Genomic DNA, 24,929 nt, shown 5'->3' on the forward strand with positions numbered 1-24,929 from the left:
TATTTGTTGTTTGATATTGGATTCATACGTGCGTCCATTTATTCACATCCTAATAATCAATGGCAATTAGTACAACAAGACCAACAGAAAATCAATAACCAAAATGAAGCATTACAAAACTAATGCTTGTTTGGCTTGCGAATTTTTCTCCCAATGCACCCAAAACAAAAAAGGAAGACTCCTAGAGCATTCCCAACATGCCGATTTAATCCACGAGAACAAAGTAAGAATCCAAAATATTTATGAAATTTACCGCAGGAGACAAGCCATTGTAGAACATCCTTACGGCGTCATCAAACGGCAATGGGATTTTTATTATATCATGACAAAAAGAACCATAAAACACGCTTCGGCCTATGTGGGATTGATTTTTACAGCTTACAACCTGCACCGGATTTTTAACCTGATTGATCAAAATGAATTGAAACGGTATCTAAAAGTACTGTCCTTACTTTTTTGGATCATAAAAACCTTTTTTAGAGCTTTTTGCGGCTCCTTGTTTTTCGAAACCAACAATATGTCTTTTTGTAAAAGGAACTTTTATTGTGGCTTAAATCCACTATATTTACTTCCTGATTAACAAAGATTAGTTCCACTAGAGGTTTTTAGACGAACTGACGTTATATGCCATTTTAAAAACCCGATATTCATGACAAAAACTTTCAAAATTATATTATTCTCTTTATTGATTATTACCAATATTTCTTTCGCTCAAACAAATTCAGAAATTGCTTGGTCGAAAGCAAAAGAAGCTGTTAAGCTAATGGACAAAGGACAATATGAAGATAGTAGAAAGTTGTTGCTCGAAGCACAAAAACTTGATCCTGAAGAATACACTTTTTCATATGAATTTGCATATTCATATTATTTAGCTAAAAATTATGAATCAGCAATTAAAGAATTTGAAAAAACAAACAAGTATAATAAAGTAAGCGCTGCACTATACCAGACGTGGGGAAATGCTTATGATATTATTGACAACCCAAAAAAAGCATTTGAAATATATGATTTAGGATTAAAATTAAATCCAAAAGCTGGAGTTTTGTACTTAGAAAAAGGAAATGTTTATAACGACCGCGTAAGTGGGGAAAAAGCAATTCCTCACTTTGAAAAAGGAATTGAAGTCGACCCAACTTTTTCTTCAAATTATTATCGTGCTGCACTATATTATCTCAAATCAACTGAACAAATTTGGGGAATGATATACGGTGAAATTTTTATGAACTTAGAATCGAACACAGGAAGAACAGTCGAAATAAGTAAATTACTTTTTGATACATATAAAAGCCAAATAAAAATAACTGGTTGGGGTAAATCTCAAGTGGATTTTTGTACAAAAATGATAATGTATGCTGACCAACCTAATCAATTTCCATTTTGCATGACTTATGCATCAACATTACTTCTAGCTATTCCGCCTGAAACTACTACAATTGATTTAAGTTCATTAAATACTATTAGACAAAAATTTATTGAAGAATATTTTTTTATGAAGAGAAATGAGATACATCCTAACGTTTTGTTTGACTATCTAAAAAAAGTCTCAGAAGCCGGACATCTTGAAGCATATAATTATTGGCTATTACAAAAAGGTGATACTATTGAATTTGATAAGTGGAAAGTTACACATGGTGACAATTGGACAAAATTTGGAAAATGGTCAAATGATAATTATTTGATTTTGGACGAAACTCATAAATTTTATCAAAATCAATATTAAGAAAAACGGCATATAACGGCTAGAGTTTCGTTGCGTGCGTAGCACGAACAAAGAAAACTCGTGTTGAACGGAACCGATTACAAGTCCGTTAACACTATGGAGTTATCGTAAAGTTTAAGAGAGGGATTTGCCAAGAGGATTATTGAATCCATATTTTTAGCAACAGACAAAAAGTCATTTGATTAAAGGACTTTTATTGGGGTTTAAATCTTTTATATTTACGTGCGAATCAAACAAAAGTAAGAACGTCTGAAGGGTTTTTAGACGAATTGAAGTTAAAAAAAAATGAAAAATAAACTGGTTATGAATAAAAAAATTATTTTTATAGTTACATTTTTCAATTGTTTAACTTGTTTCTCACAGATTGCTAAAACTATAAACAAACTTGATATTGAGCACCAAAAATGCTTAGACAATGTAAATAACAATATGGCAAATTGTACTTTTGAATTTTATACAAAAATGGACAATTTGCTGAATACTACTTATAAAAGCATTAAGCTTAAATTAAATAAAACGGAACAGCAAAAATTAAAAAAAATGCAAATCGTTTGGCTTAAAAAAAGAGTTGAGTATTTCAAGAAAACGGAAAAAGAAACCGCGGAAGAATTAGACGGAGATAATTCATCTCAAGATTACAAAATGATTTGTACAAATGAAAATGCAATCTTTGTTAAAAATAGAATAATTGAATTGGATAAAATATATCGAAAATAACTATTGTAAATTAGACAATCTCCTTGAAAAAACGAAAATTTAATAGATAAAATGGAACATAAAGTAAAATCAATTCGGCCTTTCATAGGAGCTAAAGACTACACAGTATCGCGTCATTTTTATTTGGACCTTGGATTTCAGGAAGCCATTTTATCCTCTAACATGAGTTATTTCAGCACGGACGGTTTCGGCTTTTATCTACAAGAGGCGTATGTGAAAGATTGGATAGACAACACCATGGTTTTTATGGAAGTCGAGGACGTGAACCAGTTTTGGAACGAATTGTTGGACTTAAATCTTACTTCCAAATATGAAAATGTTAAACTTATGCCTCCCCGAGTGCTAGACTGGGGAAGCGAATGTTTTGTAATTGACCCTTCAGGAATTCTATGGCATTTTGGGGAATTTAGTTCTAAATAAACCCAATAAGATTTCGAATTAATTCTTACTAAAATTCATCCCCGCCGTTCTCGGTATCTCTTTTTTGCGTTTTGTCTTTTTCCGTTTTTAGTTTATTGAAACGGTAAGTGAATGACAGGTTTATTTGGCGTTGGCGTTGTTGCATTTCAGAATAGGAATTCAACGTTGGCAAATTTGTTTGGTTAATTCGTTTTCTGGAATTAAAAACATCATTCACATTTAGAGCCACGGTCGCTTTGTCCTTTAGGACATCTTTACTGAAAGCCAAATTGGCGCTAAAAACACCCAGACTTTTGCCTTGTGCATTGTTTTGAGGGGCATTATAAGTGGCATTGGTTTGCCAATCTATTTTGAGCGGTAGGGTTACTTTTGATGAAACCTTAGAGAACCACCCCAAAGCTTTATTGTCAAAATTTTCATTCACGATTTCATTCGTCTTGGCAAGCGTGTAGGAGTAATTGCCCGTTATGGAACTTTGAAAGAAGTTGAAATTCCCGTTCAATCGCCACCATTTGTAAGGCGAATAATTCACGTTGAATTCAAAACCGAAGCGATTTTCATTTGATAAATTGATGGGAGTAGATAGCATTACCGGGGTTTCTATGGTTTCACCATTTACAATTGAAGTTATGATTTCACCGTTTGGTCGTCGGATGAATTGAAAAACATCCTTGGTTTGGTTGAAGTAGGCAGAGGAGGATAAGGTGACTTTTTTCCATTTTGTCATATACCCAAAATCGATGGCATCCGTAAAGGAAGGATTGATATCTGGATTTCCCTGAAAAATATTTACATTGCTGGAATAATTGGAAAATGGATTGATAAATCGGTTGCGGGGTCTGGATATTCTTCGGCTGTAATTGATGGATAGCGAGCTTTCTTCGTTAATTTGGTAGGTCAAAAAAGCACTTGGAAAAAAACTGTCGTATTTTTTATTCGTGAAATTATTCGTGGTCAATAAATTGATATCGATGTTCGAATTTTCATACCGCATGCCTAATAAATAGGAAAACGAATTGATTTTAGAGCCAAATTGAGTATAAAAGGCATTGATTTTTTCTTTGTAATCGAAGACGTTGGTATAGTTGAGATTGGGTGTGTAATTCCCCATAGGATCCAAATTCCCCACGTTGTAATCAGTCAATAATTCGTTGAAATTTCCTTTGTAACCCGCCTCGAACTGACCATTTTTCCCTATAGGCAACACATAATCGGTTTGGATTAAATTTCGACTTTGGGTTTGAAAGTTTTTTGACGATTCTTTGGTGGCATTGTTTTCTTGCCCAATTACAAAATCGGTAATGATTGAAGAGTCGTTATCAATATTTCTGGAAAATGAAGCGTCTACGGTTAGTTTATGACCATCTTTTTTGAATTTTTTCGTGAAATTGGTAGTGTATTCCGCATCATTGGTATTGGTATATTGGTTGTTAAATCGGTTACGAACAAAAATGTTGTTGGGTTCATAATTGTATAATAATACATTGTCTGGATTGGAACCGTCATTTTTTCTATAGCTTAATGCATTGGTCCAAGTCAGGGTTTTGTCTAAAAACCAATCCATTCCAAAATTGTAATTGTATCCTTTTCGACCTCTTTCGCGGGTGCTTCTCTCGTTGATTGTTTTCTGGATGGAACCATCGGGATTCAAATAGTCTGAATCGGTTAATGTTTTCCCCGGAGCCTTACTGTCGTTGTATCCCAAGGATCCAAAAAGATTAAAATTTTCGGTTTTGTAGTTGATGCTAGAAACCAAACCATAATTTTTAGGGTCACCCAAGGTTGCAATAATGGTTCCGTTTACCCCTTGATTTTTTCCTTTTTTAAGGACGATATTGATAATTCCTGCTCCGCCTTCGGCGTCATATCTTGAGGATGGGTTTGTAATTACTTCCACTTTATCCAGCGCGTCGGCTGAAATGGTTCGCAAGGCATCTGCAATATTTATGGCATTTGAGGGTCTTCCGTCAATTAAAATCTTGACATTCTCATTGCCACGAAGGCTCACATTTCCGTCTCCATCAACTGTTACCGAGGGTACATTGTCAAGAACATCGCTTGCAGTTCCTCCTTTTACAATCATATCTTTCCCAACATTATAGACTTTTTTATCCAGTTTAATCTCCACGGTGCTTTTTTCGGCGCGAACCTCCACTTGGTTCAATTGGGTGGCGTCTTCGTCTAAAAGAATGATGCCCAAGTTTGTAGTTTCAAATAGTTTTTTTTCTTTAATTTCGGTGGGTTTAAAGGAAATGAATTCGGCTTTTATGGTATAAATTCCAGGATTAACCTCTACATCAAATTCGCCCTTAGCATTGGTAATTCCACCGAAAATCACTTTGGGATTTTTAGTGTTTACAAACGTTATTGTGGCATATTCTAGAGCTTGTTTACTTATTTTTTCGGTAATGGCACCTGTGATTTTTATTTTTTTTCTTTCTGGATTGTTTTGCGAAAAAGTGGCAATTGAAACCAATAATGCCAATACAGACAATAAATGTTGAATTAATTTCATGAATAGGGGGATTACGGTGCTAATAAAGCACAAAAGTAAGTGTTGACTTAAAAATCAACTCACAAAGCTTTGTTAAATGAAAGATTTTTAATCTTAAATTAGCGGAATTGCTTTTTCAAATGGTCTTGCGATAACTGCATTTTCTCCACTAATGACAATTGGTCTTTCAATCAAAATTGGATTTTCAATCATCGCTTGAATAATTTCTTCATCAGTCATTATGGTATTTTTGAATTTTTCCATCCAAATTTTTTCTTTTTGCCGCACTAAGGCTAAAGGAGGGATATTCAATTTCCGAATGATTTCAGTCAATTCATTGAAAGTGGGACTATTTTCCAGGTATTTAATAATTTCAAATTCTTTGCCCGATTGTTCTAAAAAAGCAATACAATCTCTAGATTTGCCACAGCGGGAGTTATGAAAGATTTGGATCATAAATTATGTTTTAAATTTCTGTAAAGGAATTGATTTTAATTTTAAAAATTAGACTAAATTCGGCCTTTATAAAATATGTACAAAAAAGACTATGTTTATAGAACAGGGCGTGAAGCCAGAAAATAAATTTTGGAAATATATTTTAGGTTCTCTACTAATAATTTTAGCATCAACGGTAGGGCAAATCCCTTTGGTTTTGGCCATTTTCATAAAAAATATTTCTGACGGTAAAGGTTTTTCTTCAAATACGGAGGATTGGATGACCCTATTGGATTCTAATTTGACCTTATTTCTTGTCATGGTTTCTTTTGTTTTTGCTATCGTAGGTATTTTTCTAGTGGTTAAATATGTCCACCAGCAACCTTTTATAGAAGTGACCACTTCAAGAAAGAAGGTAGATTGGAACAGGATTCTCTTTTCTTTTTCCATTTGGAGTTTGTTTACCATAGTTTCTACGGTAATCATGTATTATAACAATCCGGAAAATTTTGTATTGAATTTTAAACCCATTCCATTTTTGATATTGGCACTTGTTGCTGTCGTAATGATTCCGATTCAAACCAGCACTGAAGAATATGTTTTTAGAGGGTATTTGATGCAAGGATTTGGAAATTTAGCCTTAAATAAATGGTTTCCATTAGTAATGACTTCTGTTATTTTTGGATCGATGCATATTTTAAATCCTGAGGTAAACAAAATGGGGTATATTGTTTTGGTATACTACATTGGCACCGGTTTTTTAATGGGAATTATGACACTAATGGATGAAGGAATGGAACTTTCTTTAGGTTTTCATGCTGCCAACAATCTTGTGGGGGCTTTGTTGGTAACGGCTGATTGGTCCGTTTTTCAAACAAATTCTATTTTGAAAGACATTTCAGAGCCCACTGCCGGCTTTGATGTAATTCTACCCGTTATTGTTGTTTATCCTATACTTTTATTTATCTTTAGTAAAAAATACCATTGGACCAATTGGGTTGAAAAACTTACAGGAACCATTGCGAATCCTAATATCATAACAATTAACATCTTAAACGAAAACAAACATGATTCCGACTTATCATAATGTACACAACAGTTTTAAACTAAATGGTATCCATTTTGACCGTGAAAATTTATTGCGAGTTGCCTATAGTTTTATAAAGGAAGGTGAAGATTTTCAAAAGCCAATTGGAGAATTTCTTTTGGATTGGTTTGATGATCGCGCCTATATCGATTTGCAGACTTCTGGAACTACAGGCGGCCCCAAAACGATTCGAACTTCCAAACAAGCCATTGTAGAATCGGCCATCGCTACAGGAGATTTTTTTGACCTGCGTCCAGGAAATAAAGCATTGCAATGTTTGCCAGTACATTATATCGCAGGAAAATTGATGTTTATCCGAGCTTTTATTTTGGGCTTAGATATTGATTTTGTTGCGCCTAGTGCTCATCCCATGGAAAATAATGATACAAAATATGATTTTGTTGCCATGGTGCCTTTGCAAGCGAAAAATTCATTGAATGAATTGAAAAATGTAAAAAAACTAATCATTGGTGGATCAATGATTAGTAAAGTATTAGAAAAAAAATTATTAAAATTACCAACTAAGGTTTATGAAACCTACGGGATGACCGAAACCATTACCCACATTGCTGCAAAACAGTTGGGGGAGCATGCATTTACCGTTTTGCCAAACATAACGATTTCTCAAGATTTCAGAAATTGTTTGGTGATTCATGCTCCAAGAATTTCCGAGGATTTAATTGTTACCAATGACATTGTGGAGTTGGTTGATGAAAATCAATTTGTGTTTATCGGAAGATATGACAACATGATTAATAGTGGCGGAATAAAATTGATACCAGAACAAATTGAAGATAAACTTGCAGGAAAAATACCTGCTCGATTTTTTGTGATTGGAAAACCAGATGAACTATTAGGAGAAAAATTAGTTTTAGTGGTTGAAGGCGAAAAGCAAACGATTGACGAAACCGTTTTTGAGGTTTTGGATAAATATGAAAAACCAAAAGAAGTACTTTTTGTTCCTAAATTCAAACAAACAGAAAACGGGAAAATTTTGAGAAAAGAATCCAGTCAAAGTATTTTATAAAAATATAAAAACGCACTAAGGATTTCCTTTTAGTGCGTTTTTCTTTTATAGTGTTTATTTATTTTTCCATTTTGAAATAATAATCCGCAGAATGTTTACCGCTTCCATAAAACAAGAAAAATAAACTGACGATAAGTGCTACTGTTGCAAAAATAAAATTACCGATATGCATTACCCCAAGGAAATTAATAAGAACAGCACCCAATAAAATAGGAAGTTGGGCAATAATTGCCCATCGGGTCAGCAAACCGAAAATAATTATTGTTCCACCAACGATATGAGCAAAAGCAATATAATGAAAGGTAAACATACCCCCCATAAAATTACTAATTGGAGCAATCAAATCCTCAAAATCCCTATTGTGGGTTATAAAAGAAGCCCCTTTAAATAATAAAAATATTCCAAGTGTAATTCGCAAAATATCTAGCGAATAGGAAGTGTGTTTATTAGCCCACTTATTCAACCCTTTTACAGTAGTGTCCATGATAGCTTAGTTTAAAATTTATACTAAGTTACTAAATGTGAATGATATATAGGGTAAAAGTGTTGAAAATTTCAATATTAAAAAACAAAAGAATTAGGGATGTATTGAAAATTCATATAAGAACGCATTCGTATTGAAATTTTTACTCCCGAATGTATCTTTGATTTTTTCTTTAGTTTCAGTCCATTTGTCTGAAACTAGAATCCGATGCATTTTTCCATTGATGGTGACTTCAATTGGCATTCCAAAATTCTTTTCGTCAGTTTTCCATTTTAGTGAAAGAAACCTTTTTTCGTCTGTATGAACTTCTAAATTCGGGATTTTTGCATGTCTTAAATATTGATTGAAAATTGGAGTGAGATCTCTACCGCTTTCCCGATTAAAAAAAGCAATAACCATTTCAGTATCTATAATTTGATGGCGATAGGTGTTGGAATAGTCTAATAGTAATTTCCACCATTTTACATCGTCATTTATAACATGCCGTAACGTATTTAATAACAGTGCCCCTTTATAGTACATGTCATCGGAGCCTTCATTGTTTACACCATAATTCCCAATAATTGGCTTGTCGTTTCTGATATTTCTTCCTAAACCATTGATGTAAATTTGCGCTTTTTCATAACCGTATTGGCACTCTATAAATACAGCTTCAGCGTACATTGTAAATGCCTCATGAATCCACATATCGGCAATATCTTTGCTGGTAATGCTGTTGCCGAACCATTCATGGCCACTTTCGTGAATGATGATATAGTCAAAATTCAATCCAATTCCCGTTCCTGATAAATCACTTCCTAAATAGCCATTTCTATATTTATTGCCATAAGCCACAGCACTTTGATGTTCCATTCCCAAATAAGGCGTTTCGATTAATTTGTAGCCATCGGTAGCAAATGGATATGCGCCAAATTTCGATTGAAAACAATCCATCATGGATTTTACCTGTTCAAATTGAATTTTTGCTTTGGCTTCGTTTTCACGTAAAACATAATAATCTAAATCCAATCCTTTATAGTTTTCTCCAAAATGGACATAATCTCCTATATTCACCGTAATGTCATAATTGTTAATTGGGTTTTTCACCTCCCAATCCCAGCGGGTATATCCGTTTTTTAAATCTTCGGAACCGATGAGCCTTCCATTGGAAACATCCATCAGTCCGTTTGGAACGGCTACTTTTAGTGTTGCGCCCCAATCGGGTTCGTCAGTTTGGGAATCTTTGCACGGAAACCAAAGACTAGCTCCGGTTCCTTGCACAGCAACGCCAATCCAGTTTTTTTCGTTACTATCTTTGTTGAAAACAAATCCGCCGTCCCAAGGCGCATTTTTGGCAATTATTGGATTCCCAGAATAATAAAATCGAATTCGTTGTTCGGAATTTTGAATTAAGGGAGAAGGAAAATCGATAAAAACGGCACCAAACTCTCGTTTGTAATTCAGTTTCTTAGCATCCAAAACAATACTGTCAATTTTCATATTTTCGAACAAATCCAATTGAATTTTGCTTGTGTTTTCGACGACTTTAAAAGTAATATCGTTATATCCAACAATCGATTTTTCTAAAGGATTGATTTTGATATTCAAATCATAGCGCAAAACATCAAAACAAGTGCGTTCCGAGCGCAAACTACCGCGAAGGGAATCTTTTCTGGTGAAGGTTTCTTGGGCGAATAAAGATGTTCCCGCAAAAAGAATTGACGCAATGATTAATTTTTTCATAATCTGAAATTAAACTTGAATCACACCCAAATTAAATTTTTTCTCAATAGGCGAGTGGTTCGCTGCTTCGATCCCCATAGAAATCCAGGTTCGGGTTTCCAATGGATCAATAATGGCATCCGTCCACAATCTTGCCGCGGCATAATATGGAGATGTTTGCGCATCATAGCGAGCTTTTATTTTATCGAATAATTCGGTTTCTTTTTGTTCATCAACAATTTCCCCTTTTGCTTTAAGCGAAGAAGCTTCAATTTGGGCCAATACTTTTGCGGCTTGTGTTCCGCCCATTACAGCCAATTCAGCACTTGGCCATGCAAAAATCAATCTGGGGTCATAGGCTTTTCCGCACATGGCATAATTTCCCGCACCGTATGAATTCCCTACGATTACCGTGAATTTCGGCACGACCGAATTGGAAACCGCATTCACCATTTTCGCCCCGTCCTTTATGATTCCGCCGTGTTCTGATTTGCTCCCTACCATAAAACCGGTAACGTCCTGAATAAAAACCAAAGGAATTTTTTTCTGGTTGCAATTGGCAATAAAACGAGTTGCCTTGTCTGCTGAATCCGAATAGATGACACCACCAAACTGCATTTCGCCATTTTTGGTTTTCACAATTTTTCTCTGATTGGCCACAATTCCGACCGCCCAACCATCGATTCTGGCATAGGCTGTAATTAGGGTTTGTCCATAACCCGCTTTGTATTCGTCAAATTCAGAATTATCAACTAACCGCTTGATGATTTCATACATATCGTAGGGTTCGTTTCTGGCTTTGGGTAAAATTCCGTAGATTTCATTTTCGTCCAACGCTGGTTTTTCTGATTTCTCTCTATTGAAACCTGCTTTGTTGTAATCGCCAATTTTGCCTATAATATTTTTTATTCTGTCTAGTGCGTCCTTGTCGTCTTTCGCTTTATAGTCTGTAACACCTGAAATTTCACAATGGGTTGTTGCTCCGCCCAGTGTTTCATTGTCTATGCTTTCACCAATAGCGGCTTTCACCAAATAACTGCCTGCCAGAAAAATGCTTCCCGTTTTATCTACAATCATGGCTTCGTCACTCATGATGGGTAAATAGGCGCCACCGGCAACGCAGCTGCCCATTACGGCCGAAATTTGAGTGATTCCCATGCTACTCATGATGGCATTGTTTCTAAAGATTCTTCCAAAATGTTCTTTATCGGGGAAAATTTCATCTTGCAGTGGCAAGAAAACCCCCGCACTATCTACTAAATAAATAATTGGCAGGCGATTTTCCATGGCAATTTCCTGTGCTCGCAAATTCTTTTTAGCTGTGATAGGAAACCATGCTCCGGCTTTTACCGTAGCATCATTGGCAACAACAACGCACTGTTTTCCTTTAATATACCCCAATTTTACGACAACCCCACCGGAAGGACATCCGCCGTGTTCTGCATACATTCCATCACCAACAAAGGCGCCAATTTCGATGCATTTGGCCTTGGCGTCAAGCAAATAATCAATACGTTCCCGAGCTGTCATTTTGCCCTCAGAATGTAATTTCTCGATACGTTTTTCACCACCACCAAGTTTTACTTTGGCAAACTGTTGTTTTAAATTTGAGAGTAAAAGCTTGTTGTGGTCTTCGTTTTTGTTGAAGTTTAAGTCCATAGGGTTGAGGTTCTGATTCATCCAAAAATTAAAAGCTATGTTTTAGTTTTGTGATTTTATACTGCGAAAATACGAAAACGATTGATATAAAAAAAGGAGTCAAGTGGTTATGTGATTTAAGTAAAAGTGTATTAATAATTGGTTAAATTTTATTATCAAATGTTTATATTTGCACCATAAAATTTCAATATATGTCACTAAACAGTATTTTTCAGTTTTTAGTTCCAAAGGATAAAAAATTCTTCCCATTACTTGAACAAGCCAGTGGTAATCTGATTCTATTAGCTTCAACTTTACATGAAGCCGTTAATTTGCCGATTAAAGAGAGAGACACCCTTTTCTTGAAAATAGACGAGTTAGAGCAACTAGGGGAAGAAATTACACGTCAGACTAATCTTGAATTAAGCAGAAATTTTATCACTCCTTTTGACAGAGAAGATATTTATTCATTGATTACGGCAATTGATAATGTGGCGGGAAATATTCATGGTGCTTCAAGCAGAATGAAATTGTACCACGTGGATAAAATCACGAAATCGATCAGGAAATTGACAGAGATTAATCTTGAAGCTTGTCAGAATATTGACGCGGCGATTAGAGAATTACGTAATTTGAAGAAAATCAAGACCATTACGGATGCATGTGCTAGAATCAATAAATTGGAAAACAAATCAGACACTGTTTATGACAAAGCTGTGGCCGATTTATTCGAGAATGAAACAGATGCTAAAAATATTATTAAATATAAAGAAGTATTATCAGTTTTAGAATCTGCTGCTGATAAATGTAAAAGTGTAGCAAGTGTTTTAGAATCAATTTCTGTAAAACATTCTTAAAACAATCTCTTTCATCTTGAAATTACTTTTATGACTCTACTTATAGTTATTATTGTTTTGGCATTAATTTTCGATTATATAAATGGTTTTCATGATGCCGCTAATGCAATTGCTACGGTAGTTGCTACAAAAGTGCTTACCCCTTTTCAAGCGGTACTTTGGGCAGCTTTCTTTAACTTTTTAGCGTATTGGGTTTTTGGTTTAGGAGTGGCAAATACCGTTGCTAAAACGGCAGAAACAAGTGAGATCAATCTTGTCGTTATACTCGCTGGCGTTATTGGTGCTATCATTTGGAATTTAATTACTTGGTGGCAAGGGATTCCTTCAAGTTCATCACATACGCTCATAGGTGGTTTTGCGGGAGCTGCCATTGCACATGCCATTGCTATACATGGATTTTCCGATTACACTATACTTGATGGAGCAGTAACGCAAACGAAACATTGGTATGATATAGTAAGTTGGTATAAAGCAGGAAAAGACGGTGGAATGCCTTCAGGAGTTGTGATTATTATTGCTTTTATTGTATTGGCGCCATTACTGGGGGCTTTAATTTCATATATAATATCAATTTGGCTGCTCAATGCCTCTAAAAAAAGTATCTACCCTAAAATGTTCACGTTTGGATTAATGGTTTTGACAATTTGGTTTGTGAAAGGTCAAATGGTAGATTTTGAAGCTATTGAAAAACCTCGTTTTGAGTCTCATTTTTGGAGTGTCGTTTTTGAATCCCATAATATAAAATGGTTTTTGGTTGCTTTTATTATATTAACGGTAAGTTCTTTTTGCTTGATATTTAGCAGTTTAAATTTACATCAAGCGAATGCTTGGTTAAAAAAAATGCAATTGGTTTCCTCGGCTGCGTTTAGTTTAGGTCATGGTGGAAACGATTCCCAGAAAGTAATGGGTATCATTGCCGCTGCGGTAGCGGTTTATATTCATACAAGTGGAGTTGCTATTGCCAGTCTACCGGATTGGTTACAAGTAATACTTCCAGACGATGATAAAGGAATAAAAGGAGCAATGCCAGATTGGATTCCCCTAGCGTGCTATACCTCGATTGCTATTGGAACATTAAGTGGTGGATGGAAAATTGTAAAGACGATGGGGTCAAAAATCACTAAAGTAACTTCTTTTGAAGGAGTTGCTGCCGAAACCGCCGGAGCCTTGACATTATACATTACTGAACACTTCAAAATACCAGTAAGTACAACACATACCATTACAGGTTCAATAATAGGGGTTGGTTTAACCAAGCGTATTTCTGCGGTACGCTGGGGAGTTACGGTAAGTTTAGTGTGGGCTTGGGTACTTACAATACCAATTACGGCTATTTTAGCGGCTTTTGTTTATTATATTTTGAGTTTGTTCCTTTAATATTTTCATTTTCTATATTTTATTTGATTGCTTTTTGCCAATAAAAACAGACTGTTTATATTCAAAATAAATGTTTCGTTTTCGTTAAAATGAACCATTATAATGCGTAAATTTATCTGGGTTATTAATTGTAAAAAGTAGTAATTATGTCTGAAAATTTGGCTAAAATTGCCGAACGACTTCATGAAATCAATGATTTTATGATTCAGGTAGAGAAAGATTTTGATTATATTTTAGAAAAAATACATCCGGAAAATAAGAAGTGCGCCGTAAATTTACTGCATTATTTGGCCCTTCGGTCCCAAGACATAAGAGACTTGCAGGATGACTTGCATACCTGCGGATTGTCCTCTATGGCAAGTTCCGAAAGTCACATTCGAGGACAATTGTTGGCTATTTTAGAACGATTGGGTATTAAGAAAAAAATTACAGAAGACATTTTTAGTTATGAAACCAGTAAACTTTCTCTTTCAAAAAAATTAACTGGATTATTTGGTAAAAAGCTAACGGATTCTGTTCCTTACATCATGGTAACTTTTGACAATAGCTTGGCTACTGATTACTTAAAAGTTGAAAATTTATTGCAATCGGGAATGAATATTGCCCGTATTAATTGTGCACATGACGATCAGGCCATTTGGTATAAAATGATTAAAAATATTGATAAAGCCATAAAAACGACTGGATTGCAATGTAAAATTTACATGGATCTTGCGGGGCCAAAGATTAGAACTATTGTAAAAAGGAGCGGGAGGCTTAAAGTTGTTGAGGGACAAATGATTTATTTGACGGACGAAAACAACATTAATGACAGGAAACTAACAGTAGGCTGTACCATTGTTGGCGTTTTTAATCAATTGAATGTGGGTGAAATTGTTTTATTTGACGACGGGCTTATCGAGGCTCGAGTGGATAAAATTGAACCAAAAAGAGTTCGGTTACAGATAATTAGGGTTTCCTCGAAAAAACCATACATTAAGAACGAAAAAGGAGTCAATTTTCCGAATTCAAACTTGATGACGCCTTCATTAACGGACTATGACGTAATGTGCATTCCTTTTATTGTCCAACATGCAGACATGGTTGGGTATTCTTTTGTTCGCAATTCAAATGACATACTTCAATTACAACACGTGTTAGGAAACAATAAACAATTGGATTTAGTGATAAAAATTGAAACGCCACAAGCCGTTAAAAATTTGCCCGATTTATTGTTATCTGGCATGCAACAGGAAAATATCGGGGTGATGATTGCTAGGGGAGATTTGGCCGTTGAAATAGGCTTTGAACGGATGAGCGAAATTCAGGAAGAAATCCTGTGGATATCCGAATCGGCTCATGTCCCTGTAATATGGGCTACCCAAGTATTGGAAAATCTAAATAAATCGGGAGTAGCCACCCGTTCAGAAATCACCGATGCTGCCCATGCCGCACAAGCAGACTGCGTTATGATTAACAAAGGTGCACACACGCTTCAAACATTGGATACTCTAAAAAACATTTTGTTCAGAAGTGGCGGACACCATATCAAAAAGCGATTCACGTTCCGTCCTCTTGCTATTGCGACTCGGTTCATGAATAAATAGGGGATGCTTTATTTATTGTTGGAATCCCGAACCAATCTTTTCAAAATTGCCCATTGTTTCAGCGCATCACGAGCTTCCACTGCCGGATAACCCAATACTACTTTTCCTGCGGGGACATCTCCCGTTACTCCCGATCCTGCACCTACAGTGGCTCCGTCTCCAATAGTGGTATGGTCTTTTATGGAAGCACTTCCGCCAATGATGACTCCGTTTCCTAATGTTACTGAACCGGCGACGCCGCTATGTCCAGCCATGATACAAAATTTACCTAATTTACTGTTATGCCCAATTTGAACTAAATTGTCAATTTTGCAACCGTCTCCTAATACTGTCGAACTGAATTTACCTCTGTCCACACAAGAATTTGCGCCAATTTCAACACCGTTTCCAAGGATGACGTTCCCAATTTGCGGAATTTTAACCAAACCTCTTTGTGGATCAGGACGGAATCCAAAACCATCCGCACCAATAGTTGAATTTGGGTGTAAAATGCAATCGCTTCCCACATGGCAACGCTCCCGAATTACGGCTCCAGGCCAAATCACCGTATTTTTACCAATAGTACATTCGTCAAGAATTGTGACATTAGGATAAATGGTCACGTTTTCCCCAAGTTGCACTTTCGGACCAATATAGCACCCAGCACCAATTCGAGTTCCGTTTCCAATACTGGCCGTAGTGTCAATTGTGGCTGTTGGATGGATGTCTATTGCAAATAATGGGGTAGGTGGGGCAAAAAGTGCTAATACTTGCGACATTGCCAAATCGGCATTCTTAACTTTTATAAAGACCCTGTTTTCTCCGGGTTCTATAGAAATATCATCATTAACAACAGCTGCGCATGCTTTTGATGTAGCCCAAAATTTTTCGTATTTCTTGTTTCCAATAAAAGAAATTTCAGTATCGTTTGCCATTTCCAATTGCTCTGGAGCGGTAATTTTTTGATTCGTAGTTCCTATGAGAACTCCTTGAAGGATGTCATTAATTTCTTGAATGGAAAAGGATTTCATTGTTTAGAATTGGATTTGTGGTATAGATATCAAATAAAGTAAATTTGAGTTGAAATACCTAATATATTTTCAGATTTATGTGCTTTAAAAACAAGTCAAAAAGCTTTAATGATATTTGAATAAAAATAGTTTTACCTGTCAGATAAAAAAATATAGCATGTTTTATGGTTGCGATAATTTGTTTTTCCTCTAGTTAAATTGAATGTTTGCTGTAATTCAATTTAGAGTGATAGCTTTTCTATTTTGCATAAAAAAAACTGTTCGAAAAGTAATTTCAAACAGTTTTTATTTTAGTATAGAAAGATCAACTACTCCTCCATGGTATGATATACATTCATCACGTCATCGTCTTCTTCCATTTTTTCAATTAGTTTTTCTACATCAGCCATTTCAGCTTCCGACAACTTTTTAGTGATTTGAGGGATGCGCTCAAAACCTGAAGAAAGGATTTCCAGTTTTCTGTTTTCCAATTCTTTTTGGATGGTTCCAAAACTTCCAAAAGGGGCATAAATTAAAATACCGTCTTCATCTTCAAAGACTTCTTCGGCACCAAAATCTATTAATTCTAATTCCAATTCCTCTGGGTCAATTTCCCCTTTTGGAATTCTGAAATTACAGGTATGGTCAAACATGAATTCAACAGAACCTTGTGTTCCCATCGTTCCATTGCATTTGTTAAAATAGCTTCTTACGTTAGCAACTGTACGGTTATTATTATCGGTAGCCGTTTCTACAAGAATTGCAATTCCGTGTGGCGCATAGCCTTCAAACAAAACTTCCTTATAGTTGGCAGTATCTTTGTCAATTGCTTTTTTGATGGCACGTTCCACATTTTCTTTGGGCATATTGGCTGCCTTAGAATTCTGGATAACTGCCCTCAATCTGGAATTCGCTTCTGGATTAGGACCACCTTCCTTAACCGCCATTACAATATCTTTACCAATTCTGGTAAATGCTTTAGCCATTGCCGACCAACGCTTCATTTTTCTCCCTTTTCGGAACTCAAACGCTCTTCCCATTTCTGATTTTTTTTACGATGCAAAAATAGTATTATTCTGCATTTTTTCCAATGATTTTATTTTAATAATGATATGAAAGTTACGTAAGTTCATAACTACATGCAAACATAGAAATATTTATAAAAAACGGCTATTTTTTATAAATATTCCCAAATGATTTTTTTTAAGTAAGGAATTTAATAAATTGAAAAAAGGGATGATTATTTTTTTTCAGCTGGTGGAATTCCAACAATATCCTGAAATGTGTTGTTCAGTTCGGTTACTGATTTAAGGATTTCTGCATCTGGAGCTTTAGCAAGTACTAATTTGTGTAGCATTTTACTTTTAAGTTGCAGTTTTTCTGCAAACGCGAGAATGCTTTTGGTTCTATATTCAGCAGGAATATCCAATTTCAATAAAGCTTCAGCTTTTATCATCATTTCTTCAGAACGAATTTTTACGGGTTCTAAATCTCCTCCTTTTGCGGGAGGATAAGTTTGTGATAATACTTCATTAAATTCTTTAACGGCCTGCCATTTATCGAAAATAGACTGGGCAGTTATGGAATGGAATGCCAATAAGAATGCGAGAATTGTGAATGTTTTTATTTTCATTTTTTTAGTGTTTAATTGTTTTTATTTATTTAAGAAACTATTCTTTTCCACCCTCCACTAACCACCATTGATTGCCAAAAGGGTCTTCGAAACCTGCGGTATAGCCATATTCTTTCTTTTGGGGAATCATTAGGCTGATGCAGTTGTGTCTTAATCCGGCGTCATAGATTTTATCTACATCTTCAACAAAAATAAACATTCCTGCAGGCCGATTTCCCCAATTTTCATTGGATTGAGAGAACATAATAACTGCATCCTGAATTTTTATTTCCCCATGCTGTATGTCGTCATTTTCATGCTTTGCCATATATTGCTCTTTGGCATCAAAAACGGTTTTCACAAATTCTAAAAACCCCTTGGAATTGCTCAAAATTAAATAAGGTACTATAGGAAGATATTGCTTTGGTATTTTCATTTCATTTAAAATTAATGAGCCACTTAAAGGTACTATTTTTTTAGAACTAATCAAATAAAAAGAGATATTGTTATTTGAATAAATAAGTAAATTGGTTTCTAAATCCGCATTGGACAAACTATGTATTTGATGAACACTATTAATAAGCAAGCGATTAACAAATAGAATTGACTCTATTCATTAATCGCTTATCTTTCATCTCGTGACAATAGCTACTTTGTATTTTTGTCAATTAAAGAATGTACTTGCAGTTTGTAGGCTGAGATGAGATTTTTCTATTCAAATTACTCTCTTTTCATTCCTTTTCGTTCGCCTCTTTTCGCTTTGTTTTTTTCTCGGATTTCATTCCATTTTACAAATTGTTCCGGAGATAAAACGGCTTTCATTTTATCATTCATCGCATTTTTATCATCAAGCATTTGTTTTTTTATAGCAGCTCGTTCTTCGTCTGTAGGTCTTTTTTGCTCCGCTTTCATGGCTTCATGTTTGGCTTTCATAGCCTCTTTTTTAGTTCCTTGTTCAGCAATAATTTTTCCCACTTCTAGTTGCTGCTTCGCGTTTAAATCTAGTTCGGATGTCAGCCTTTTCAAATGCATTTGATTTTTTTGCTCTTGTGTGAGATTTTCCATTCCAGCTCTTTTTGGTTTGTCTTTTTGTTCTTGAGCAAAAGTTGTTAATCCAACAACTAGTAATGCTGCTAAAAATAATTTTTTCATTTTACTTTAATTTTAAGGGTTATAGAAATAAGACTATTAAAGGTATGAAAGGTTTAATGTGTAACAAAATTTTATTCAATTTACTTTATAATGATTAAAAAGTCATACAAAACCATTCAAGCTTTTAGTAAATTGCTGTTGTAAATATTAAGTTTATAAGTCATAGTAGTTTTAGGTTCTAATTTTTCCAGGATAGACACATAGTTTTTTTAGATAATTCAGATTATGTAATGACTTCGTAACGGGTTTAGTAAATTATTTAAGTTTTTATGATAAAATCAAAATAGATTCGAAATTAAGTTATCTTTTTACTGATGTGGTCAAGGTAAACTGGGATTAACATTTGCCTAGATTGTACAGTTATTTTGAAAATATTTTGTTAAATGAAGGGTGTTTACTTTTGAATGTTTTTTTGTAAATAAATTCATAAAATCTTTTTAGATGAAAGGATAGTCATCCAAAATTTTCAAAAATTTTTCTTTTGACATCTTAATAATGATACTGTCCTGAATTGTTATGGATTTAGAAATATTATGTTTTTCAATTAACAATATTGGTTCACCAAAAACATTCTCTCATGTGAAAAATACCATGAGTAAATTCTTTTCCGTCATCATTTGAATTATACAGTCTAACACTTCCTTCAAGAATTTGATAGAAAAAGGGGCTGCTTCATTTTCGTTAAAAATAGGTGCTTTTCCTTCTATTTTTCCGTCATCGCTACCTAAAAATAAAATAAATCTATTTGTATAACTGATTCCTTTTTTTTTAGTATTTTTATTTGATTAAAGAAGCAAATGGATTAAAGTCATAAAGTAATATAAATTAATGTATTAAATTTATGATTTAAATCATAAATTTATATTACTCATAAATATAAATAATCATTTTTCTAATCAATTTTTTCAAACATGATAATTATCATGATAAAGGATAAAATTGTCTTTTATATTTGCTTTATTATTTAAGATGAACTTAACAACTTTATTATTATGAAAACGACTTTTAAAAATGGTAAGCAAATTAAAATTGCGCTAATAGGATGCTTAGCACTTTCTTTAGGCTTATTTGCATTCAAACAATTAGCTGATTTTAGCTCAGCAGACAGAAACAAGTACATTGAGGTAGAAGGCCAAATGGAGGCTGAATTAACGGCTCCACCCTTGGTTCCAAAACCAATTGGAAGCAGAGATGCCACCAAGCTAATTGTGAATATGGAAGTCAAAGAAATGGAAAGCGAGTTGGCCGATGGTGTAAAATATACCTATTGGACATTCGGAGGTTCTGTTCCGGGCAGTTTTATCAGAACCCGAGTTGGGGATGAAGTTGAATTCCATTTAAGAAATCATCCAGACAATAAATTATCTCATAATATTGATTTACATGCCGTAACAGGACAAGGTGGGGGAGCTGCTTCATCACTTGTGGCTCCGGGACATGAAAAAGTATTTAATTTTAAAACATTAAATCCAGGTTTATATGTGTACCATTGCGCAACGGCTCCCGTAGGAATGCACATTGCAAACGGTATGTATGGGTTGATATTAGTAGAGCCAGAAGGAGGTTTGCCAGCAGTAGATAAAGAATACTACATTATGCAAGGTGATTTCTATACAAAAGGAAAAAATGGAGATCAGGGATTACAAGCTTTTGATATGGATAAGGCAGTTAAAGAACAACCAGATTATGTTGTCTTTAACGGAAAAACCGGATCCTTGGTTGGTAGTAAAGCGATTACGGCAAAAGTGGGCGAAACGGTTCGTTTGTTTGTAGGTAATGGAGGTCCAAACTTAGTTTCATCTTTCCATGTTATTGGTGAAATATTTGATAATGTACGGATTGAGGGAGGTGATATGGTTAACCATAATGTTCAGACCACATTGATTCCTTCAGGAGGAGCGGCAATAGTTGAATTTAAAGTAGATGTACCTGGAACATTAATTTTGGTTGATCACTCCATATTTAGGGCCTTTAATAAAGGGGCATTAGGTATGCTAAAAGTGGAAGGTCCCGAAGATAAAACAATCTACTCAGGGACAACCCAAGAAGGAATTTATTTACCTGAAGGTGGTGCAATTCAAACTATGCCAAAAGGAAAAGAAGTAGCTGTATCCAAAGTGGCAAAAACAATACCACAACAAATCCAAGCAGGTAAAGATGTTTTCGGAAAAGTTTGTTTCGCTTGTCACCAATCTGAAGGGCAAGGTATTCCAACAGTTTTCCCTCCATTGGCAAAATCAGATTATTTAAACGCTGATTCTAAAAGGGCGATGAATGCAGTGCTTCATGGTTTAACAGGTGAAGTTACGGTAAACGGTAAAAAATATAATAATGTTATGACCAGTCAAAACCTTACCGATGAGGAAATAGCCAATACATTAACCTTTGTTTATGATAGTTGGGGTAATAACAAAACAAGAATAACAGCAGCCATGGTTAAGGCTCAAAGAAATCAAAACAGTCACTAATCTATAAATATAACAATTATGAAAAAGTACATATTAAGTATCGCGTTTTTAGGGTTTGCATTCCAAGGTTTCAGTCAATCAGTAGACAAAGGAAAAGTGGTTTATGGAAAATTGTGTGTTGCTTGTCATCAGGCTACGGGTCTTGGAATTCCAGGTGCATTTCCACCTTTAGCCAAATCAGATTACTTGAATAAAGATGTAAATCGGGCAATAAAAGGAGTTGTAAAGGGGTTAACAGGTCCTATCACTGTAAACGGAGCTAAATTTAACGGGGCGATGCCACCAGCTGCTTTGACAGATCAGGAAATAGCTGATGCATTTACTTATGTTTATAGCAGTTGGGGAAACAACAAAACCAAAGTAACACCAGCTATGGTTAAAGCCCAAAGAAAATAAAATTGGAAGAGTTATGTTACAACTGAAAATTATAATATCCACATTTTTAGTAATGATTGTAACATCGCTTTTGGCTCAAGAAAGTCAAATGGTTGCCATAAAAAGGGGGGCTTACGTTCCCCTTTATGGGACTAAGGATAAAAAACCAGTAGAAGTTGATGCTTTTAGCATGGATGTTTATCCTGTTACCAATGCGCAATTTTTAGCTTTCATAAAAAAACGCCCAGAATTCAGTCGCTCTAAAATGAAAGGCATTTTTGCCGAAAAGAGTTACTTATCCCATTGGGAAAGTGAGTTTAATTATGGCAAAAATAATTTAAGTAATGCCCCTATAACCAATGTTTCTTGGTTTGTTGCCAAAAAATACTGTGAGTGTCAGGGAAAAAGATTGCCTACCATGGACGAGTGGGAATATGTGGCCATGGCCGATGAAAAACGAGCTGATGCACGATCAAAAGAAGAATTCAACAATTATATTTTATCTTGGTATGAAAAGCCTAAAACCTTTGTAAACCCAGTAGGTAAAACGTTCAAAAATTACTGGGGGGTCTATGATATGCATGGATTAGTTTGGGAATGGACTTCCGATTTCAACAGTATTTTCTTGTCAGGCGAATCTCGAAAAGACAAGGATACCGATAAGAATCTTTTTTGTGGTAGCGGTTCCGTTAATGCTTCCGATTTAATGAATTATGCCGCTTTTATGCGCTATGGTTTCCGCGCCAGCTTAAAAGCAAGATTCACGACTCGAAATCTAGGGTTTCGTTGTGCCAAGGATCTTAAATAGATTCAATAATTTAATAATTTAATAATGAAAAAATTAATTTTAGGATTAATGATGATTCTGTTGGGATTGCAAGGATGCAATTCTAATAAAAACGTAAATAATTCTTCAACAGCCAAAGGTATTTCTGATTTATCTATCTATAATCTTCCTTCAAAATGGACCAATCAGGATGGGAAAACTTTAGAAATGAAAGAAATGAAAGGTAAAGTGCTGGTAATGGTAATGATATACACCTCCTGTAAATCGGCTTGTCCGAGACTGGTTGCCGATATGCGTAACATTGAAAGTCGTTTACCCGAAAATATTAAGAAGAACGTTAAACTTGTTTTAGTAAGCATCGACCCAACCGTTGATACTCCAGAACGTTTAAAAGCATTTTCTATTGAAAATAAAATGGATGCAGACCAATGGGTATTCTTGCGTTCAACAGAAGAAAATACCAGAGAATTTGCGGCTGTGTTAGCAGTAAACTACAAAAAAATTTCCCCTATGGATTTTTCACATTCCAATATTATCAGTGTTTTTAATGCAGAAGGTGAATTGGCCTACCAACAGGAAGGATTAGGGGTAAACTCAGACGAAACGATTAAAAAAATCACCGAAGAAGCTGAAAAGCTAAATTAAATTAAATAATAGATGAAAATAATTATAAAAATAAGCCTATCCCTATTGGGATTAGTAGGCTTAAGCTCTTATGGCCAAGAATTTGACGCGAACATTCAATTGCGGCCACGTTATGAATATCGAAACGGTTTCAAAACATTGCTTAAAGATAATGATTTGCCCACTTCTTTCATTTCCCAACGTTCCCGTATTAACTTTAACTTCAAACAGGAGAAGTTAAAAGTAAAATTGACCCTGCAGAACGTTCGAACTTGGGGCGATGTAGCCACAAAAACTACGGCCGACAAAAACGGAATAGGTTTGTTCGAAGCCTATGCACAATATGATTTTAATGCCAAATGGAGTGCCCGTATTGGGCGTCAAGTTATCTCATATGACAACCAACGTATTTTTGGCGAAATAGACTGGGCGCAGGAAGGGCAAAGCCATGATGCTGCCGTTTTTTCGTACCATCCTACGAATCATCAACTGGATTTTGGAATTGCATCAAATGCAAATGCCGAAAATTTATTGGAACCAGCAACGGCATACACCACAAACTACAAGCAAATGCAGTTTGCGTGGTACCATACCCAATTCGGTAAATTAGGAATGAGTTTGTTAGTGTTGAATACTGGCTATCAATACGCAAAGACATCCACTGAGTTAAACATTGCCAACAGTCAAACATACGGAACTTTCCTTACTTATAAAACCGGAAAATGGGATACTAATTTAGGTTTATATGGGCAGTCAGGTAAAAAAATAAATGCAGTATCGACGGACACGAATACCTTAAACGCTTATTATGCGGGTTTAAACCTTGGCTATGCCGTAAATCCTAATTTTAAAGCAACGCTGGGATATGAATTACTTTCTGGGAAAAACCAAAATGATACAAGCTCTGATAACAAATCTTTCACTCCCATTTTTGGTACGAATCATGGTTTTAACGGCTATATGGATTATTTCTATGTTGGAAATCACTTGAACAGTGTAGGATTGCAAGATGTTTTTTTGAAATTAAATTATACTCACAACAAATGGCAGTTTAACTTAATGCCTCACCTGTTTTCTGCACCTGCAAAAGTATATAAGGCAGGTAATAAATTGAGTGGTAATTTGGGTACAGAGCTTGATTTTACAACTAGTTATGCCGTTCAAAAAGACATTACTTTTACTGCGGGATATTCTCAAATGTTTGCATCAAGCACCTTGAAATTTCTTAAAGGAGGAATTAATAATAGTTATACTAATAACTGGGTTTTTGTGATGGTTTCTATCAATCCGAGAATATTTACTTCAAAATAAATGGTTACAACTTGTTTAGTTCTGAAAAAGGCTGTGTAAATCAAAACACAGCCTTTTTTTATGAAATT

Annotated in this window: 23 protein-coding genes and 1 pseudogene; 14 read left to right on the forward strand and 10 right to left on the reverse strand. The window is 35.0% G+C overall.

The annotated features are described in order from the left end of the window. Positions 1-94 precede the first annotated feature (94 nt). The 4 genes from DB895_RS10300 to DB895_RS10315 all read left to right on the forward strand — a co-directional run bounded on the left by DB895_RS10300 (position 95) and on the right by DB895_RS10315 (position 2,857). Complete coding sequence (locus DB895_RS10300; protein WP_262497404.1) at positions 95-580, forward strand: transposase; 486 nt, start codon at positions 95-97, stop codon at positions 578-580. Positions 581-649: 69 nt separating this feature from the next. Next, positions 650-1,720 (forward strand): tetratricopeptide repeat protein, encoded by a 1,071-nt coding sequence (locus tag DB895_RS10305; protein ID WP_116725282.1) that lies wholly within the window; start codon positions 650-652, stop codon positions 1,718-1,720. Between the two features lie 285 nt (positions 1,721-2,005). Beyond that, positions 2,006-2,437 carry a lysozyme inhibitor LprI family protein gene (locus tag DB895_RS10310; protein WP_116725283.1) on the forward strand — a complete coding sequence of 144 codons (432 nt, stop codon included), beginning with the start codon at positions 2,006-2,008 and terminating at the stop codon, positions 2,435-2,437. A gap of 51 nt (positions 2,438-2,488) precedes the next feature. Then, positions 2,489-2,857, forward strand: coding sequence for a VOC family protein (locus DB895_RS10315; RefSeq protein ID WP_116725284.1), 369 nt, complete (start codon positions 2,489-2,491; stop codon positions 2,855-2,857). A gap of 28 nt (positions 2,858-2,885) precedes the next feature. On the opposite strand, the gene DB895_RS10320 is transcribed toward DB895_RS10315, so the two are convergent. Next, entirely contained in the window at positions 2,886-5,372 is a 2,487-nt protein-coding gene (locus DB895_RS10320) for a TonB-dependent receptor domain-containing protein (protein WP_116725285.1), read from the reverse strand. A gap of 93 nt (positions 5,373-5,465) precedes the next feature. Further along, the gene (arsC, locus tag DB895_RS10325) at positions 5,466-5,807 is read right to left on the reverse strand and encodes an arsenate reductase (glutaredoxin) (RefSeq protein WP_116725286.1); all 342 of its coding nucleotides are present in this window, start codon (positions 5,805-5,807) and stop codon (positions 5,466-5,468) included. 91 nt (positions 5,808-5,898) lie between these two features. On the opposite strand from arsC, the gene DB895_RS10330 reads away from it, so the two are divergent. Both DB895_RS10330 and DB895_RS10335 read left to right on the forward strand, forming a co-directional pair. Continuing rightward, positions 5,899-6,873 (forward strand): CPBP family intramembrane glutamic endopeptidase, encoded by a 975-nt coding sequence (locus DB895_RS10330; protein ID WP_116725287.1) that lies wholly within the window; start codon positions 5,899-5,901, stop codon positions 6,871-6,873. Beyond that, entirely contained in the window at positions 6,854-7,900 is a 1,047-nt protein-coding gene (locus tag DB895_RS10335; protein ID WP_116725288.1) for an AMP-binding protein, read from the forward strand. Before DB895_RS10330 ends, DB895_RS10335 begins: the two co-directional genes overlap by 20 nt. A gap of 58 nt (positions 7,901-7,958) precedes the next feature. Here the strand turns inward: DB895_RS10335 and DB895_RS10340 are convergent, their stop codons facing one another. The 3 genes from DB895_RS10340 to DB895_RS10350 form a co-directional block, all read right to left on the reverse strand. Continuing rightward, positions 7,959-8,384, reverse strand: a complete 426-nt coding sequence (locus tag DB895_RS10340; RefSeq protein ID WP_116725289.1) for a DoxX family protein — start codon at positions 8,382-8,384, stop codon at positions 7,959-7,961. 93 nt (positions 8,385-8,477) lie between these two features. Continuing rightward, on the reverse strand, positions 8,478-10,106 hold the full coding sequence (locus DB895_RS10345) for a M1 family metallopeptidase (protein ID WP_116725290.1): 1,629 nt from the start codon (positions 10,104-10,106) through the stop codon (positions 8,478-8,480). A gap of 9 nt (positions 10,107-10,115) precedes the next feature. Further along, positions 10,116-11,744 (reverse strand): acyl-CoA carboxylase subunit beta, encoded by a 1,629-nt coding sequence (locus tag DB895_RS10350; RefSeq protein ID WP_116725291.1) that lies wholly within the window; start codon positions 11,742-11,744, stop codon positions 10,116-10,118. Positions 11,745-11,935: 191 nt separating this feature from the next. On the opposite strand from DB895_RS10350, the gene DB895_RS10355 reads away from it, so the two are divergent. From DB895_RS10355 to DB895_RS10365, 3 genes are all read left to right on the forward strand, one after another. Beyond that, on the forward strand, positions 11,936-12,580 hold the full coding sequence (locus DB895_RS10355; protein ID WP_116725292.1) for a DUF47 domain-containing protein: 645 nt from the start codon (positions 11,936-11,938) through the stop codon (positions 12,578-12,580). A gap of 30 nt (positions 12,581-12,610) precedes the next feature. After that, the gene (locus tag DB895_RS10360; protein WP_116725293.1) at positions 12,611-13,957 is read left to right on the forward strand and encodes an inorganic phosphate transporter; all 1,347 of its coding nucleotides are present in this window, start codon (positions 12,611-12,613) and stop codon (positions 13,955-13,957) included. Between the two features lie 146 nt (positions 13,958-14,103). Next, entirely contained in the window at positions 14,104-15,543 is a 1,440-nt protein-coding gene (locus DB895_RS10365; protein ID WP_116725294.1) for a pyruvate kinase, read from the forward strand. 8 nt (positions 15,544-15,551) lie between these two features. Here DB895_RS10365 and lpxD read toward each other — a convergent pair whose 3' ends face one another. From lpxD to DB895_RS10390, 5 genes are all read right to left on the reverse strand, one after another. After that, entirely contained in the window at positions 15,552-16,553 is a 1,002-nt protein-coding gene (gene lpxD, locus DB895_RS10370) for a UDP-3-O-(3-hydroxymyristoyl)glucosamine N-acyltransferase (protein ID WP_116725295.1), read from the reverse strand. Between the two features lie 308 nt (positions 16,554-16,861). After that, complete coding sequence (locus DB895_RS10375) at positions 16,862-17,572, reverse strand: YebC/PmpR family DNA-binding transcriptional regulator (RefSeq protein WP_116725296.1); 711 nt, start codon at positions 17,570-17,572, stop codon at positions 16,862-16,864. A gap of 200 nt (positions 17,573-17,772) precedes the next feature. Further along, positions 17,773-18,165, reverse strand: a complete 393-nt coding sequence (locus DB895_RS10380; protein ID WP_116725297.1) for a hypothetical protein — start codon at positions 18,163-18,165, stop codon at positions 17,773-17,775. Between the two features lie 37 nt (positions 18,166-18,202). After that, positions 18,203-18,580 carry a VOC family protein gene (locus DB895_RS10385; RefSeq protein ID WP_116725312.1) on the reverse strand — a complete coding sequence of 126 codons (378 nt, stop codon included), beginning with the start codon at positions 18,578-18,580 and terminating at the stop codon, positions 18,203-18,205. Between the two features lie 284 nt (positions 18,581-18,864). Beyond that, positions 18,865-19,296: a hypothetical protein gene (locus DB895_RS10390; protein WP_116725298.1), complete on the reverse strand. Its 432-nt coding sequence runs from the start codon at positions 19,294-19,296 to the stop codon at positions 18,865-18,867. 992 nt (positions 19,297-20,288) lie between these two features. Here DB895_RS10390 and nirK point away from each other — a divergent pair. The 5 genes and pseudogenes from nirK (at position 20,289) to DB895_RS10415 (ending at position 24,861) form a co-directional block, all read left to right on the forward strand. Next, complete coding sequence (gene nirK / locus DB895_RS10395) at positions 20,289-21,764, forward strand: copper-containing nitrite reductase (RefSeq protein WP_116725299.1); 1,476 nt, start codon at positions 20,289-20,291, stop codon at positions 21,762-21,764. Positions 21,765-21,836: 72 nt separating this feature from the next. Beyond that, positions 21,837-22,160: pseudogene (locus DB895_RS10400) on the forward strand (c-type cytochrome); the annotation flags it as partial. A 13-nt stretch (positions 22,161-22,173) separates the two neighbouring features. After that, on the forward strand, positions 22,174-22,947 hold the full coding sequence (locus DB895_RS10405; protein WP_116725301.1) for a formylglycine-generating enzyme family protein: 774 nt from the start codon (positions 22,174-22,176) through the stop codon (positions 22,945-22,947). 24 nt (positions 22,948-22,971) lie between these two features. Next, positions 22,972-23,571, forward strand: coding sequence for an SCO family protein (locus DB895_RS10410; protein WP_116725302.1), 600 nt, complete (start codon positions 22,972-22,974; stop codon positions 23,569-23,571). Between the two features lie 12 nt (positions 23,572-23,583). Next, the gene (locus DB895_RS10415) at positions 23,584-24,861 is read left to right on the forward strand and encodes an alginate export family protein (RefSeq protein ID WP_166426963.1); all 1,278 of its coding nucleotides are present in this window, start codon (positions 23,584-23,586) and stop codon (positions 24,859-24,861) included. Positions 24,862-24,929 lie beyond the last annotated feature (68 nt).

The organism is Flavobacterium psychrotolerans (assembly GCF_003097635.1).
Classification (GTDB): Bacteria; Bacteroidota; Bacteroidia; order Flavobacteriales; family Flavobacteriaceae; genus Flavobacterium; species Flavobacterium psychrotolerans.

Excerpts from the sequence above, each read along its gene's own strand:
- DB895_RS10315 (WP_116725284.1), top strand. The coding sequence starts at position 2,489 with ATGGAACATAAAGTAAAATCAATTCGGCCTTTCATAGGAGCTAAAGAC.
- DB895_RS10335 (WP_116725288.1), top strand. The coding sequence starts at position 6,854 with ATGATTCCGACTTATCATAATGTACACAACAGTTTTAAACTAAATGGT.
- DB895_RS10345 (WP_116725290.1), bottom strand. The coding sequence starts at position 10,106 with ATGAAAAAATTAATCATTGCGTCAATTCTTTTTGCGGGAACATCTTTA.
- DB895_RS10405 (WP_116725301.1), top strand. The coding sequence starts at position 22,174 with ATGTTACAACTGAAAATTATAATATCCACATTTTTAGTAATGATTGTA.
- DB895_RS10340 (WP_116725289.1), bottom strand. The coding sequence starts at position 8,384 with ATGGACACTACTGTAAAAGGGTTGAATAAGTGGGCTAATAAACACACT.
- lpxD (WP_116725295.1), bottom strand. The coding sequence starts at position 16,553 with ATGAAATCCTTTTCCATTCAAGAAATTAATGACATCCTTCAAGGAGTT.
- DB895_RS10330 (WP_116725287.1), top strand. The coding sequence starts at position 5,899 with ATGTTTATAGAACAGGGCGTGAAGCCAGAAAATAAATTTTGGAAATAT.
- DB895_RS10320 (WP_116725285.1), bottom strand. The coding sequence starts at position 5,372 with ATGAAATTAATTCAACATTTATTGTCTGTATTGGCATTATTGGTTTCA.
- DB895_RS10310 (WP_116725283.1), top strand. The coding sequence starts at position 2,006 with ATGAAAAATAAACTGGTTATGAATAAAAAAATTATTTTTATAGTTACA.
- DB895_RS10385 (WP_116725312.1), bottom strand. The coding sequence starts at position 18,580 with ATGAAAATACCAAAGCAATATCTTCCTATAGTACCTTATTTAATTTTG.
- nirK (WP_116725299.1), top strand. The coding sequence starts at position 20,289 with ATGAAAACGACTTTTAAAAATGGTAAGCAAATTAAAATTGCGCTAATA.
- DB895_RS10415 (WP_166426963.1), top strand. The coding sequence starts at position 23,584 with ATGAAAATAATTATAAAAATAAGCCTATCCCTATTGGGATTAGTAGGC.
- DB895_RS10410 (WP_116725302.1), top strand. The coding sequence starts at position 22,972 with ATGAAAAAATTAATTTTAGGATTAATGATGATTCTGTTGGGATTGCAA.
- DB895_RS10380 (WP_116725297.1), bottom strand. The coding sequence starts at position 18,165 with ATGAAAATAAAAACATTCACAATTCTCGCATTCTTATTGGCATTCCAT.
- DB895_RS10350 (WP_116725291.1), bottom strand. The coding sequence starts at position 11,744 with ATGGACTTAAACTTCAACAAAAACGAAGACCACAACAAGCTTTTACTC.
- DB895_RS10365 (WP_116725294.1), top strand. The coding sequence starts at position 14,104 with ATGTCTGAAAATTTGGCTAAAATTGCCGAACGACTTCATGAAATCAAT.
- DB895_RS10360 (WP_116725293.1), top strand. The coding sequence starts at position 12,611 with ATGACTCTACTTATAGTTATTATTGTTTTGGCATTAATTTTCGATTAT.
- DB895_RS10390 (WP_116725298.1), bottom strand. The coding sequence starts at position 19,296 with ATGAAAAAATTATTTTTAGCAGCATTACTAGTTGTTGGATTAACAACT.
- arsC (WP_116725286.1), bottom strand. The coding sequence starts at position 5,807 with ATGATCCAAATCTTTCATAACTCCCGCTGTGGCAAATCTAGAGATTGT.
- DB895_RS10375 (WP_116725296.1), bottom strand. The coding sequence starts at position 17,572 with ATGGGAAGAGCGTTTGAGTTCCGAAAAGGGAGAAAAATGAAGCGTTGG.
- DB895_RS10305 (WP_116725282.1), top strand. The coding sequence starts at position 650 with ATGACAAAAACTTTCAAAATTATATTATTCTCTTTATTGATTATTACC.
- DB895_RS10355 (WP_116725292.1), top strand. The coding sequence starts at position 11,936 with ATGTCACTAAACAGTATTTTTCAGTTTTTAGTTCCAAAGGATAAAAAA.